Below are 13,613 nucleotides of genomic sequence, written 5' to 3' on the forward strand. Positions count from 1 at the left end.
CGTATATGCACAACTTTAGGAGTGTCGTCTGCACAGTGCGCTTCTAGGCTTTCGTACGTGGCAGAGCAGCGACGCATCCTCGTGGTCGAGGACGATGTGACGATCGCGCTGGCCGTACGGAACAGGCTGGCCGCCGAGGGCTTCGACGTCAGGGTGGCGGGCGACGGGCAGGACGCCCTCATCCAGTACGGCAGGGCGGAGCCCGACCTGGTGATCCTCGACCGGCTGCTGCCGGGGCTCGACGGGTTAGAGGTGTGCCGCCGGATGCAGGCGGCCAGGCCGGTGCCGGTGCTCATGCTGACCGCGCTCGGCGAGGAGACCGACGTGCTGGTCGGGCTGGGGGTCGGGGCGGACGACTACCTGGCCAAGCCGTTCAGCATGCGCGAGCTGGTGGCCAGGATCCACGCGCTGCTGCGCCGGGTCGAGCGGGCGGCCCAGCTCGCGGTCGAGGACACGGTGATCAGGGTGGGCGAGGTGGAGATCGACACCGCGGCCCGCAGGGTGTTCGTGCGCGGCGTCGAGGCGCAGCTCACCAGGACCGAGTTCGACCTGCTGCGCCGCCTGGCCGAGCGGCCCGGGCAGGTCTTCGAGCGCGATCGGCTGCTGTCCGACGTGTGGGGCTTCTCGGAGGCCGCCGCGACCAGGACCGTGGACAGCCACGTACGGGCGCTGCGCCGCAAGCTGGGCTCCGACGTGGTACGCACGGTGCACGGCGTCGGCTACGCCCTGGTACGCCGATGAGGCCGCTCGACTTCCTCGGCCGGATCAAGGTCAAGCTCGGCATCGTGATCGTGCTGGCCGTGGGGACGGCGTTCGTGGTGAACGAGGTCGGCATCAACTCCGGCCTCTCCCGCGAGGTGCGCATCGCGGTCGCCGTGATCCTGGCGTTGATCATGGTGCAGGTGCTGGCCATGGGCATGACCAAGCCGCTGCGCCAGATGGCCAGCGCCGCACAGACGATCGCCAAGGGCAGCTACACGTTGCGCGTCAGCGCCACCTCAAGGGACGAGGTGGGGGAGTTGGCCAGGGCGTTCAACGCGATGGCGGCCGACCTCGGCGAGGTGGACCGGCAGCGGCGCGAGCTCGTCGCGAACGTCAGCCACGAGCTCCGCACCCCCATCACCGGCCTGCGCGCCGTCCTGGAGAACGTCGTCGACGGCGTCTCCGCGCCCGACCCCGTCACCATGCGGACCGCGCTCGCCCAGACCGAGCGCCTCGGCCGCCTCGTGGCGCAACTCCTCGACCTGTCGCGGCTGGACTCCGGCGTGCGCCTGATCGAGCCGGAGGCGATCGAGCTGGCGCCGCTGATCGAGCAGGCGGTGCGCGAGGTGGGGCTGGCCCGCGAGGACGTCACGATCCGCCCGTCGGTCCCCGGCGACCTCGTGGTGCGCGCCGACCCCGACCTGCTCGCGCAGGTCCTGGCCAACCTCCTCGACAACGCGGTACGGCACAGTCCCCCGGACGGAGTGGTGACCGTCGCGGGCGAGGCGGAAGGGGCCGAGGTGCGCGTGGTCGTCGCCGACCAGGGACCCGGGATCCCGGCGTCGGCCAGGGGGCGCGTGTTCGAGCGCTTCTCCCGGCTGGACGCCGGCCGGGCGGCCGACTCCGGGGGCGCCGGGCTGGGGCTGGCCATCGTGAAGGAGATCGTCGAGTTGCACGGGGGTTCCATTCGCATCGACGACTGCGCGGGATGCCGCATGGTCGTCGATCTACCAGGGAGGACGACGATGTCGGACGCGCCGTTGGAGGGTGAGCGGAGCAGGGGGGACGAGCGGGTGCCGGAGCTGGTGGCTCCGCTTCGCGCGGTGGATGACGCGATGCCGGTGGTGAGGGACGCGGCGGCTGAGGCCGATCCGGCGGGAGCCGGTCGCGGCGCCCCGGCCGAGCCGGCGGCCGAGGGCGGTCGGAGTGCCGGGGGCGAGTTGGTGGCCGGAGCGGTGGCGTCCGGCGGGAATGCGGCGGGGCTCGCGACTGAGGGGCGTCAGGGTGCCGGGGGCGATTCGGCGAGTGGGGGAGTTCAGGGTGTTGGAGCCGAGGTCGCAGGCGGAGCGGGTGCGGGCGTCGTGACGTCGCCCGCGTTCGCGCCCGTAGGGAAGCTCGCGCCCGCTGGGGTGCCCGGGTACGGGCCGCCCGCTGGTGGGGGGCTGGCCAGGATGGTCGGTGGTGGGGTCATCGGGGTGCTGGTCGGGTTCCTGGTCGGGTTGTTCGCCGCCGTGTTCGTCAGCGTGACCGTCGGCGATGGGATGGCCCTCGTCACCCTCGTCCTGTGCACGGCGGCCCTGGGCGCGGTCGGAGCGGCGCTGGGCGCGGGCTCAGGGCGCCGGGCGGCGGCGGTCTACCATGCGGCGGCCCAGGGGTCAGCGTATGCGGCGGGCCAGGGGGCGGCCCCTGTGGCGGCTCAGGGGACAGCTCATGCGGCGGGCCAGGCGACGGCCCATGTGGCAGCCCAGGGGATGGCCGAGGGGGCGGCGCAGGGGACGGCGGCGTATCGGGGTCAGGCTGGGCCGCCGCCCCCGTACGTGCCGCCGCCGCTCTTCCCCAGGCCCGAGCTGCCCGAGCCGCCCCGCTGGCTGTTGCCCGCTGCGGCGGGGGCCGGGGTGTTCGCCGCCGTGGCGCTGCCGGAGGCGCAGGTCGGCCTGGGGATTGTGCTGGTCGCCATGGTGCTGGGCGCGGCGGCGCTGCCCGCGGTGGTGCGGCGGATGACGCCGTGGACGGTGGCGTTCGGGGTGACGGCGTACCTGCTGATCTCCATGGCGGCGGTGCGTGACGCCGACTGGCTGGTGGCGATCCTGCTCGTGGCGGGGGCCGGGCTGGGCGCGCTGGCGGTGTCCGGGGCCGGGGCCGGTTGGCTCGGCGTGATCAGGGGCGGCGTGTCCGTGCTGCTCGCGCTGGGACCCGTGCCGTGGTTGCTGGCCAAGCCGCTGAAGCGGCTGACGGCCAAGCGGCGGATCATGCCGATGCTGGCCGCGCTGACCATCACGGCGGTGCTGCTGGTGGTGTTCGGGCTGCTGTTCGCCTCGGCGGACGCGGTGTTCGCCTCCTACCTGGAGCGGCTGACCACCGCGCCGGCCTGGGCGGACTCGGCGCCGGTGCGGATCTTCCTGTTCGTGCTGGTCGCGGTGCTGCTGGCCGCCGTGGTGCTGGTCGCGCTCAGGCCCGTGGTCGATCCCGTGGGGCCCGAGGCCAAGTTCAGAGTGAGCACGAGCGTCTGGTTCGTGCCGTTGACGGCGGTGAACCTGCTGTTCGCGTCGTTCGTGGCGGTGCAGATCACGGCGCTGTTCGGCGGCAACACCTGGGTGCTGAAGACGGCGGGGCTGACCTACGCCGAATACGCCAGGCAGGGCTTCTTCCAGCTCGTGGTGGTCAGCGTGTTCGTGCTGGGGATCGTGGCGGTGGCCGGCGGGCTGCTCAAGGTCGAGCGCCGCGAACGCTGGCTGCTGGCCGTCCTGCTCGGCGTGTTGTGCGGGCTGACCATAGTGGTGCTGGCCTCCGCCCTGCACCGGATGAACCTCTACACCGACGCCTACGGCCTGTCCAGGTTGCGCCTGTCCGTGCAGGCCACGGTCTGGTGGCTGGGCGCGGTGTTCGCGCTGGTGCTGCTCGCGGGGGCGGTACGGCTCGCCGGTCGCGGCTCCGGCTGGCTGCCTCGTACGATCGTGCTGGTCACCGGGCTCGGCCTGGGCGCGTTCGCGATCGTGAACCCCGACCTCCGGGTCGCGTACACGCAGGTGGAGGTGCGCGGCGTCACCAAGATGGACTCCGACTACCTCGGCGACCTCGGGGCGGAGGCGGTCCCGGCCCTCGACCGGCTGCCGGAGCCGCAGCGTAGTTGCGTGCTCGCCGACGTGGTCGCGGCCAACGGCCTGGACCGCCCCGACCCCTGGAACGGCTGGAACCTGGCCCGCTCCCAGGCCCGCGACCTGCTGGCCGAGCGGCCCATCGACAAGTCGGCGCAGTGCGGCGGGGTGTCCTTCCGCGGCTCTGATTGAATCCTGGGGTGAGGTTCGACGTAGTCATCAGCGGCGGCCGGGTGCTCGACGGGACGGGCGCCCCGCCGTACCGGGCGGACGTGGCGATCGGCGGCGACCGGATCGCGGCGGTCGGGAGGCTGGACGGCGCGCAGGCCGAGACCGTGATCGACGCGACGGGGCGGTTCGTCGCGCCCGGCTTCGTGGACTGCCACGCCCATGGCGATTCGGCCGTCTTCGAGCCGGCCGTGCAGCGGGCGGCGCTTCGGCAGGGGGTGACCACGTTCGTGCTTGGGCAGGATGGTCTGTCCTACGCGCCCGGTTCCGCCGCGACCGTCGCCTATGCCGCTCGTTACTTCGCGGCCGTCAACGGGCCTCTGCCGGGAAACCCGCCGTCCGGAGGGGCGCTGACCGTGGGCGAGTTGCTCGGTGGTTATGACCGCGCGGTGGCGTTGAACACGGCCTACTTGCTGCCCCACGGCACCATCCGCTACGACGTCATGGGGCCGTCGCCCGATCCTGCCTCGCGTGACGACCTGGCGAAGATGGTGCGGCACGTCGAGCGGGGATTGGCGGAGGGCGCGGCCGGGTTGTCGAGCGGGCTCGAATACCTGCCGGGCCGCTACGCCTCGGCCGAGGAGCTGGCCGCGCTGTGCGAGCCGCTCGGCGGGCTCCCGTACGTCACCCATATGCGGGCCTACGGTGCCAGGGCGGCGACGGGGATGGCGGAGGTCGTGGAGATCGCCGAGCGTTCCGGCGCCGCCGTACACGTCTCGCACCTGCACGGGCCCGCCCCCGTGCTGCTGCCGCTGGTCGAGGAGGCGCTCGGCAAGGGCGTGGACCTGACCTTCGACACCTATCCTTACCTGCGGGGCAACACGATCCTGGCGATGGTCGTGCTGCCGCCGTCCGTGCCCGGCGCCGAGCCCGGCCGCGCCCTGGAGATGATCGCCTCGCGGGAGCTGGACGACTGGTGGCCGACGCTCGTGGACACCTGGCCCCGCCTGACCGTCTCGCACGCGCCCGGGCTGGAGTGGGCCGAGGGCCTGACCATGGTGGCGGCGGCCGAGCGGGCCGGGGTGGAGTCCGCGGAGTTCTGCCGCCGCCTCCTGACAGAGACGCGGCTGGAGGCCGGGGTCGTGACCGCCCGTCCCGACGAGGGTCCCGAGGGCGAGCAGTCCGTACGCACGATGCTGCGCCACCCGTCGCACACCGGCGGCTCCGACGGGATATACGTGGGCGGTCATCCGCATCCGCGGGGCTTCGGGGCGTTCGCCAGGTTCCTCGGCCGGCATGTCAGGGAGCTGGCGGACTGGACCTGGGAGCAGGCCGTGGTGCACCTGGCCTCGCATCCGGCCCGCCGCTTCGGGCTGGCGGACCGGGGGCTGGTCAGGGGCGGGTTCGTGGCCGACGTGGTGGTCTTCGACCTGGACACGGTGGCCGACCGGGCGACATACGCGGCTCCGCGCACGCTCGCGACCGGCGTCGACGACGTGGTCGTGTCCGGCGTGCGCGTGCTGGCCGGGGGAGAGCTGACGGGGGCCACGCCGGGGCGCGCGCTCCGATCTTGACCCTGGTGCGTTGGGATAGGGTCGGACGCGGATGAAAGAGGATGTTGTGCAGGCAGTTCTCGGGCAGTCGGTCTTCGGCGGGGCGCTCGGCTTTCCCCTGATGGTGGTGCATCGGGACGCGTTGGAGCACAACGTCGCCACGATGGCGGCCTTCGCGCGCGACCACGGGATGGAGCTGGCGCCGCACGCCAAGACGCACATGTCCGCTGAGATCGCCGCCCTTCAGCTCGAAGCGGGCGCCTGGGGGCTCACCGTCGCGACGCCCCGGCAGGCCGAGGTGGTCCGGGGGTTCGGGGTCGGCAAGCTCATGGTGGCCAACCAGGTCGTCGACCCCGCCGGGCTCGCCTGGGGGGCCGGTGAGCTGGAGCGGGATCCCGGGTTCGAGTTGCTGAGCTTCGTCGACTCCGAGGCCGGGGTGGACATTCTCGCTCGATCCGCCGGGTCCCGGCCGTTCCGGGTGCTGGTGGAGCTGGGGCACGAAGGCGGGCGGGCCGGTTGCCGGAGCCTGGACGAGCTGCTGAAGCTCGCGTCCTACGTGCAGGCGGTGCCGGGTGTCGAGCTGGCCGGGGTGGCCGGGTACGAAGGCGGGCTGAAAACCGGCGAAGAAGTCCGGAAATATCTGGACTCGCTGCAGGAGGCCGTCGAGTACATCCGCGTCCGGAACCCGATCCTGAGCGTGGGCGGCAGCCAGTGGTTCGACGTGATCGGGCGGAAGCTCGTCACCACCCAGGCCAGGATCCTGCTGCGCAGCGGCGCCTACGTCACCCACGACGACGGCTACTACCGGGAGCGCACCCCGTTCAACCGCATCGAGGGGGAGTTGCACCCGGCGCTGGAGGTGTGGGCGCACGTGTTGTCCACACCCGAGCCGGGGCTGGCGATCGTGGGCATGGGCAAGCGGGACGCGCCGTACGACGAGGGTCTGCCCGTGCCGCGGCGCGGCGGCGTGACCATCACGAAGATGCAGGACCAGCACACCGTCGTGCGGGCCGACGGGCTCAGGCCCGGTGACCTGCTGGCTTTCGGCATCTCCCATCCGTGCACGGCGTTCGACAAGTGGCGGGTGCTGCCCTTGGTGGACCGGGACTACCGTGTCGTTGGCACGATAACCACCAATTTCTAGGGAGAAGTCGTGAAAAAGGAGCTGAAAACCACCGAAGGCGCTGCCCCGATCGGCGCCTACTCGCAGGGTCTCGTGGTGGGCGACTTCGTCTACACCTCCGGCATGGGGCCGCTCGACCCGCACACCGGCGAGATCGTCGGCGACGACGTGGCCACCCAGACGCACCAGGTCATGCGCAACCTCGGCGCCATCCTCGCCGCCCACGGGCTCGGCTTCGACGACGTGGTCAAGGCCACGGTCCACCTGCAGCACCTCAAGCGCGACTTCGCCGCGTACAACGAGGTGTACAAGTCGTACTTCAGCCAGCCGTACCCCGTGCGCACGACCGTGGGGTCCGAGCTGCTGGACATCCTGGTGGAGATCGACTTCGTCGCGTACAAGAGCGCTTAAGGTCTGGTTGTGGATAGTTCGGTGTACGTCTTCGTCGAGGACCTGCGCGGCGAGGGCGTCGAGCGGGTGCTCGACAGGATCAGCGGCTACGGCGTGGCCGGCGTCACCGTCGGCGCCGTGCACCACGCCTCCCGCGACGTCACCCCGCACGGACTGTCCAGGCTCACCATCCGGCACGACGGCGCCCACTTCAGCCCGCCACCCGAACTGTTCTCCGGGCTCCGGCTCTCTCCCGTTCCCGGCTACCTGAACGCTTTCGACGGGCTTCGCGAGGCCTGTGCGAAGCGGTCCATGAAGCTCCACGGGTGGACGGTCTTCCTGCGCAACGCCACGATCGGCACGGAGCATCCGGATGTGACCGTACGCGACTGCTTCGGCGACCGCGGCTCGCTCACTGACCTCTGCCCCGCCCATCCCGACGTGCGCGAATACGCGGTCGCGCTGGCCAGGGCGGTGGCCAGGCTCGGGGTCGACAGCGTGGTGGCCGAGTCGCTGCACTTCAGGCCGCTCAAGCCGCAACGCTCGTTCGTGCCGCTCGGGCCGATGGACGCGTACCTGTTCGGGCTCTGCTTCTGCGACTACTGCATGCGGCGGGCCACCGACCTGGGCGTGAACGCCGAGGTGGCACGCGACGAGTGCGCCAGGATCGTGGGCGGGGTGTTCGACGGCGACCCGGCCGCGCAGGGGGAGGTCACCAGGGCGGCGCTGACCGCCTATGCGGGGCCCGACGTGGTGGCCTATGCCCGGGCCCGGTCCGAGACCGTGACCACGCTGGTGTCCGAGGTGGCCTCGGCGGTGGCCGAGGAGGGGTCCAGGCTGGTGTTCATCGACTCGACCGGGGGGGTCAAGGGGTACGCCGACGGGCTGCCCACGCCCGGCCTGGCGGCGCACGACGCCTGGCAGCTCGGGGTCGATCTGGTGGCGCTGGGGGACCTCGTCCCGGCCTTCGGCGTGCTCGGCTATGCGCGGGACGCCGCTCGGGTTGCCGACGACGTGGGGGCCTATCTGCGGTCCGTGGGCAAGGATCGGGAGGTCCGCGCCGTGTTGCGGCCCGGCTACCCCGACAGCGACTCCGCCGACCGGCTGGTGGCCAAGGCCCGGGGGGCCAAGGCGGCAGGGGCGCTCGCGGTGGACTTCTACGCCTATGGGCTGGTGCCGCATCCGGTGCTCGACCGCATCCCGGCCGCGCTGGCCGAGGCGCTGTAGACGGTTAGATCCCGTCGAGGAGGGCGGCGACCGCCTCCACGGGGAAGTCGTCCGTGACGGGCAGGCCCCTGAAGACCGTCCTCATCCATACGGCCCCGGCCAGCAGGTCGACGATCAGCATCGGGTCGACCGACTGCTTCAGCTCGCCGCGGCGTACCGCACGGTCGAAGATCTCCCGTTCGCGGGCGAACCGGTCGGAGAAGAAGCGGCGGGCGTCCAGCTCCGGGTGGCGGACGGCGGCGCCGAGCGCGGCCACGGCGATGTCGCTGCCCGGAGGCTCCGTGAGGAGCCGCCTGATGCCCTCGACCAGGGCGACCAGGTCGCCGCGCAGGCTGCCGGTGTCCGGCGCCTCGAAGCCCAGCACGTCGGACTCGACCAGGGCCGCCCCGAGCAGCGCGGCCTTCGAGGGCCACCAGCGGTAGATCGTCGTCTTGTTGACGCCGGAACGTTCGGCGACCCCCTCGACGGTCAGCCCGTCGTAGCCCTTCTCCGCGACCAGCCGCAACGTCGCATCGAAGATCTCCTGCTGCTTCCTCGGCGCCATGGACCTCATTTTCTCCCGGCGAACGCGGTGGCCACTCCCAGGCCGAGGTAGACGACGCCGCTGACGTACCGGAGGGTTCTGGTCTTGTTGTTGAGGCGGGTGCCGAGGGCGCCGGCGGTGAAGGCGTATACCATGTCCGAGATCAGCCCCAGGAGCAGCAGCGTCAGGCCGAACAGCACCACCTGCAGCGCGGGCGAGCCCGCGCCGGGGTCCACGAACTGCGGCAGGAACGCCAGGAAGAACAGCGCCACCTTGGGGTTGAGCACGTTGACAAGCACGCCTTCGAGGAACACCTTGCCCAGCGGTTGCGGGGCCGGCGCGCTGCCCTGCTCCTGCTTGCCGGTGAAGGCGCGGATGCCCAGGTAGACGAGGTACGCCACGCCTGCCCACTTGACGACGGCGAAGAGCGTCGCGGACCGCGAGATCAGGTACGACAGGCCCGCGGCGGCGGCCGCGATGTGCACGAGCGTGCCGGTCTCCACGCCGAACGCGCTGGCCAGGCCCGCCGCCCGGCCCTGGGCGAGCCCTCTGGCGGTGATATAGAGGTGGTTCGGGCCCGGAATGAGCACCAGGGCCAGGGAGGCCGTCACGAAGAAGGCGAAAGTCGTGGGAGGAATCACGAAATAGCAGCGTAAAGTGGTCTTGGTATGTCGAATAAGGCCAATATCTGGTCAGTTTTCTGGACCAATCGGATGTCAGTAGGGCGTGGCATAGTTTCTGGCGTGACTTCTGGCGTAAGCGGTCTTCTCGTTGGGCGCTCTGCTGAGCTGGCCAGACTCGTGCGGGTGCTCCAGTTCGCCGCCGAGGGCACGGCCGGAGTGGCGCTCGTCGGCGGGGACGCGGGCATCGGCAAGACCCGGCTGATCACCGAGCTGGTCGGGCAGGCGCGCGAGTGCGGGTTCAACGTGCTGGTCGGGCAGTGTGCCGAGCTCGGTGACACGTTGCCGTACCTGCCGCTGGCCGACGCGTTGCGCGGCGCGGAGCCGGGCGTGCGCGAGGCCGCCGCCGCCCATCCCATGCTTGGTCAGCTGCTGCCGGGCATGGAGAGCGCGCCTTCGACCGGGCTGACCCAGCAGCGGTTGTTCGGGTCGCTGCTCGGACTGCTCGCGGATGTGCAGCCGGTGCTGTTCGTGATCGAGGACCTGCACTGGGCCGATCGCTCCACCCGTGACCTGCTGGTCTTCCTCAGCCGGATGGTGCAGACCGAGCGGGTCTGCGTGGTCGGCACCTATCGCACCGACGACCTCCACCGGCGCCATCCGCTGCGTTCCGTGCTGGCCGAGCTGAAGCGGCTGCCCACGGTGATGAATGTCGAGCTGGGGCCGCTGAAGTCTGGTGACATGTCCGACTATGTCACCACATTGGGTGAGGTTGATGCTCAGGAGCTCGGGCTCATCGTGTCGCGCGCCGACGGCAACCCGTTCTACGCGGAGGAGCTGTTCGCGGCCGTGGCCGAGGGCGACAGCCTGCCCGACGGGCTGGCCAGCCTGCTGATGTCCAGGGTCGAGGTCCTGTCGGAGCCGGGGCAGCGGGTGCTGCGGGCCGCCGCCGTGGCGGGGCGGCGGGTGGAGGACGAGTTGTTGCGGGAGGTGTCGGGGCTGCCGCTGGCCGAGTTCGAGGAGGCGGTCAGGGAGATCGTCTCGCGCGGGCTGCTCAGGGTCGACGGCTACGGATACACCTTCCGCCACGCCTTGCTGCAGGAGGCGGTTTACACCGATCTGCTGCCCGGCGAGCGCACCCGGCTGCATGCCGCCTTCGCCCGGCTGCTCACCGCCCCGGCCGAGCTGGCGCACCACTACCTCGCGGGGCACGATCTGGCCGGGGCGTTGGCCGCCTCCGCCGAGGCGGGGCGGCTGGCCGAGCGCCTCGGCGCGCCCGCCGAGGCGCACAGCCACTACGACCAGGCGCTGGGCCTGTGGGAGCGGGTGGACGGCGCGGCCGAGCTGGCCGGGGAGAGCCGGGCCGAGCTGGCCTTCCGCAGCGCGGTCATGGCGGCCGACAGCGGCGACAACCACCGGGCGATCGTCCAGCTCCGGGCCCTGCCGCCGACGTCCGAGGTCAACGAGCGGCTCGCCTACTACCTCTACGAGACCGACGACCAGTCCCGGGCGATCGCGGCCGCGGAGCGGGCCGTCGAGGGGGCGGAGGACCAGGGCGCGCTCGCGCGGGCCCTGGCCACCTACGCCCGCACGCTGCTGTGGAGCCCCCGTCACCGGGAGGTGGAGGCGCTCACGACGCGGGCGCTGGAGACCGCCCGCGCGGCCGGAGCCAGGGACGCCGAGGTGGGCGCGCTGCTCACGCTGGCCACCTACGTCGAGCACCAGGGCGACGTGGCCAGGGCCCACGAGCTGGTCGAGACCGCCTCCGCCGAGGGCACCGGCGACCTGGCCATGGACCTGCGCGCCCGCTTCCACCACGCCCGCATCCACTACGAGCAGGGGGTGCTCGGGCAGGCGGCCGAGGTGGCCGACGACGGCATCCGGGTGGCGTTCGACACCGGGCTCAGGTGGAGCACCTACGGCACCGACCTGCGGTTCCTCCGGTTCCTGATCCACTACGTGGCCGGTGAATGGGATCAGGCCGAGGCGGTCGCGGGTAGCTTCCCGGCGCGGGTGGGGACGTTGCCGGAGGCGATCCTGTCGTCGTTCGCGCTGTTCGTCGAGGTGGCGCGGGATCTGCCCGCCGTCGAGAGCCGGCTCAGCTGGTTGCGGCCGTTCTGGTCCGACGAGCTGGCCGCGTACATGTCCAGGGGGCTGGCGGCCGAGCACGCGTTGTGGCACGGCGATCCCGCGGCGGCGCTCGACCACGTGCGGGCGGTGATGGCGCCGATGATCGAGGGAGACCCGGGCACCCTGCGGCTGGCCGCGATCGGGTTGTGGGCGCTGGCCGAGCTGGGCACCACCGAAGGGGCCGACGATTTGTTGTCCCGTGCCCGCTTCGCCGTCGAGCGCGGTCCCACCGGCGAGGGCGGGCACCTGGGGCCCGAAGGGCGGGCCTGGGCGGTCCGGGTCGAGGCCGAGTGGCATCGCGTGCACGGGCGGCTCGATGTCTCGTTGTGGCGGAAGGTGGTGGCGGCGTTCGACTTCGGGTTCGTCTACGAGACGGCGCGCGCCCGGTGGCGGCTGGCCGAGGCGCTGCTGGCGGCCGGCGACCGGGAGGGGGCGCAGGCGGAGTGGGAGCTGGCCAGGGAGACGGCGGGCAAGTTGCGGGCGGTGCCGCTGGAGAACGCGCTGCTGGAGTTCGGGCGGCGGGCGCGGTTCGGCGGGGGTGGCGGTCAGGGTGATGGGGGGCTGACGGCTCGGGAGGTCGAGGTGTTGCGGCTGGTCGCGGAAGGGCTGACCAATCGGGAGATCGCGGGGCGGTTGTTCATCGCGCAGAAGACGGTGAGTGTGCACGTGTCCAACATCCTGGGGAAGCTGGAGGTGTCCACCCGCACCCAGGCCGCCGCGGCGGGGCGGCAGCGGGGATTGCTGGCCTAGCCACCGGGCCCGTCAGTATGCATAACGGCACAGACACGCTGAGATGCGGTCGCACATAGCGGCGCAGGCTGGAGCGCTGCCGCCGCGACCTGTTCGACCCCGCCCTGTCAGAACGTCCGGTACGCGCGACGGGCGCCCGATGGGGTTTCCCCGACGCCGCGCAGTTCAACCGCACGTTCCGCACCGCGTACGGGCTGCCGCCCGCGGAGTTCCGCAGGTCGTCGGGCGTGGCGGGCGGTTAGCTGGTGATGGTCAGGTCGCGCAGCAGGAAGTAGCTCGCGTGGTCGCTCTGCAAATAGGAGTGGTAGTACGTGGCCAGCGACTTGGCCGTCTTGTCCGCGGTGAGGACCGTGACGACGACGTACTTCTTGGACGCGCTCGAACGGATCTTGCCGTAGGCGTACTTGCTGTGCGCCTTGTCCTTCTTCCAGTTCACGGCCTCGGAGGTCAGCTTCGCCAGCCGCGTGGCCGTCGTCTTGGCGGCCTGCTCGGTGGGGAAGGACATCATGACCTGGACGGCCTTGATGTGCCCGCCGTATGCGGAGTATGCGAGCTGGATGGCGCGTTCGCAGTCGTACTTGGCCAGCACGCCCTGACCGTCCACCGGGTCGCAGCTGTCGTACGTCCAGCCGCCTACCTTCCTGGCCTCGAGCTTCACCTTTCCCAGCTTGAAGTTCCAGTCGTCGAACTCCGTGTCCTTGAGCGGCGATCCGGGGTCGGGGCGTCTCGTCGTCGGCTCCGGTTCGGTGGGGGTGGTGCTGGGCTCGGACGAGGGCGGGTCGGACGGCGGGTCGGACGGTGGCGGGGTGGTTGTGGTGGGGAAGGGGTCGGTGGTGGGCATGGCGATGGTGGGCATGGGGTCGGGGGTGCGGAGGAAGATGAACGCGCCTGCCGCGCCGCCGCCCAGGACGACCACGGTCAAGCCGATGACCATGCCGATGATCAGGACGCTGACGCGGTTTCCCGAGGCTTGGCGGGCGTACTGGACCGGTGGTGGCCCGTACTGTCCGCCGCCCTGACCGGGCTGCGGCCCGTAGCCCGGCTGCTGGGGGAAACCCTGTCCGGGCGGTTGGCCGTAGCCCGGTTGCGTGGCGCCCTGCCCGGGTGGCTGGCCGTAGGCGGGTTGTGTGGCGCCCTGGCCGTAGCCGGGTTGCGGAGGCCCCTGGCCGGGTGGCGGGCCGTAACCGGGCTGGTGAGCGCCTTGGCCTGGCGGGCCGCCGTAACCCTGCGGCGCTCCCTGTCCCTGCGCGCCCCAAGGATCCTGCGGTTGGGGCTGAGGTTGCGGAGGCTGCGGAGGGTATGCCATCCCTCCATTGTGGGGTAATTAGTTAC

The 13,613-nt window shown here is 71.7% G+C and carries 11 protein-coding genes; 8 read left to right on the forward strand and 3 right to left on the reverse strand.

Annotated elements, in window-relative coordinates; all coding sequences use genetic code 11:
* Positions 1-57 precede the first annotated feature (57 nt).
* The 6 genes from ACFLIM_RS10940 to ACFLIM_RS10965 are packed head-to-tail and all read left to right on the forward strand — an operon-like array spanning position 58 to position 8,258.
* Positions 58-741: a response regulator transcription factor gene (locus tag ACFLIM_RS10940; RefSeq protein ID WP_393164373.1), complete on the forward strand. Its 684-nt coding sequence runs from the start codon at positions 58-60 to the stop codon at positions 739-741.
* Positions 738-3,989 carry a DUF4153 domain-containing protein gene (locus tag ACFLIM_RS10945; protein ID WP_393164374.1) on the forward strand — a complete coding sequence of 1,084 codons (3,252 nt, stop codon included), beginning with the start codon at positions 738-740 and terminating at the stop codon, positions 3,987-3,989. The genes ACFLIM_RS10940 and ACFLIM_RS10945 overlap by 4 nt, the downstream gene beginning before the upstream one ends.
* An 8-nt stretch (positions 3,990-3,997) precedes the next feature.
* Entirely contained in the window at positions 3,998-5,539 is a 1,542-nt protein-coding gene (locus ACFLIM_RS10950) for an N-acyl-D-amino-acid deacylase family protein (protein WP_393164375.1), read from the forward strand.
* 46 nt (positions 5,540-5,585) lie between these two features.
* On the forward strand, positions 5,586-6,662 hold the full coding sequence (locus ACFLIM_RS10955; protein ID WP_393164376.1) for an alanine racemase: 1,077 nt from the start codon (positions 5,586-5,588) through the stop codon (positions 6,660-6,662).
* A 9-nt stretch (positions 6,663-6,671) separates the two neighbouring features.
* Positions 6,672-7,052 (forward strand): RidA family protein, encoded by a 381-nt coding sequence (locus ACFLIM_RS10960; RefSeq protein WP_393164377.1) that lies wholly within the window; start codon positions 6,672-6,674, stop codon positions 7,050-7,052.
* A 9-nt stretch (positions 7,053-7,061) separates the two neighbouring features.
* Positions 7,062-8,258 (forward strand): hypothetical protein, encoded by a 1,197-nt coding sequence (locus ACFLIM_RS10965; protein ID WP_393164378.1) that lies wholly within the window; start codon positions 7,062-7,064, stop codon positions 8,256-8,258.
* Between the two features lie 4 nt (positions 8,259-8,262).
* Here ACFLIM_RS10965 and ACFLIM_RS10970 read toward each other — a convergent pair whose 3' ends face one another.
* Both ACFLIM_RS10970 and ACFLIM_RS10975 read right to left on the reverse strand, forming a co-directional pair.
* The gene (locus ACFLIM_RS10970) at positions 8,263-8,802 is read right to left on the reverse strand and encodes a TetR/AcrR family transcriptional regulator (RefSeq protein ID WP_393164379.1); all 540 of its coding nucleotides are present in this window, start codon (positions 8,800-8,802) and stop codon (positions 8,263-8,265) included.
* Positions 8,803-8,807: 5 nt separating this feature from the next.
* Positions 8,808-9,422, reverse strand: coding sequence for a LysE family translocator (locus tag ACFLIM_RS10975; RefSeq protein ID WP_393164380.1), 615 nt, complete (start codon positions 9,420-9,422; stop codon positions 8,808-8,810).
* Positions 9,423-9,524: 102 nt separating this feature from the next.
* On the opposite strand from ACFLIM_RS10975, the gene ACFLIM_RS10980 reads away from it, so the two are divergent.
* Both ACFLIM_RS10980 and ACFLIM_RS10985 read left to right on the forward strand, forming a co-directional pair.
* Entirely contained in the window at positions 9,525-12,281 is a 2,757-nt protein-coding gene (locus tag ACFLIM_RS10980) for a helix-turn-helix transcriptional regulator (protein ID WP_393164381.1), read from the forward strand.
* Between the two features lie 68 nt (positions 12,282-12,349).
* Positions 12,350-12,523: a helix-turn-helix domain-containing protein gene (locus tag ACFLIM_RS10985; RefSeq protein ID WP_393164432.1), complete on the forward strand. Its 174-nt coding sequence runs from the start codon at positions 12,350-12,352 to the stop codon at positions 12,521-12,523.
* Here the strand turns inward: ACFLIM_RS10985 and ACFLIM_RS10990 are convergent.
* A complete protein-coding gene (locus ACFLIM_RS10990) occupies positions 12,520-13,587 on the reverse strand; it encodes a hypothetical protein (protein WP_393164382.1) in 1,068 nt (355 codons plus the stop codon). The genes ACFLIM_RS10985 and ACFLIM_RS10990 overlap by 4 nt on opposite strands.
* Positions 13,588-13,613 lie beyond the last annotated feature (26 nt).

Origin of the sequence: Nonomuraea marmarensis, assembly GCF_043197025.1 — a bacterium.
Taxonomy (GTDB): domain Bacteria; phylum Actinomycetota; class Actinomycetes; order Streptosporangiales; family Streptosporangiaceae; genus Nonomuraea; species Nonomuraea marmarensis.

Bases quoted from the DNA above. Each gene is read 5' to 3' on its own strand.
- ACFLIM_RS10945 (WP_393164374.1), top strand. From the start codon at position 738: ATGAGGCCGCTCGACTTCCTCGGCCGGATCAAGGTCAAGCTCGGCATC.
- ACFLIM_RS10990 (WP_393164382.1), bottom strand. From the start codon at position 13,587: ATGGCATACCCTCCGCAGCCTCCGCAACCTCAGCCCCAACCGCAGGAT.
- ACFLIM_RS10970 (WP_393164379.1), bottom strand. From the start codon at position 8,802: ATGGCGCCGAGGAAGCAGCAGGAGATCTTCGATGCGACGTTGCGGCTG.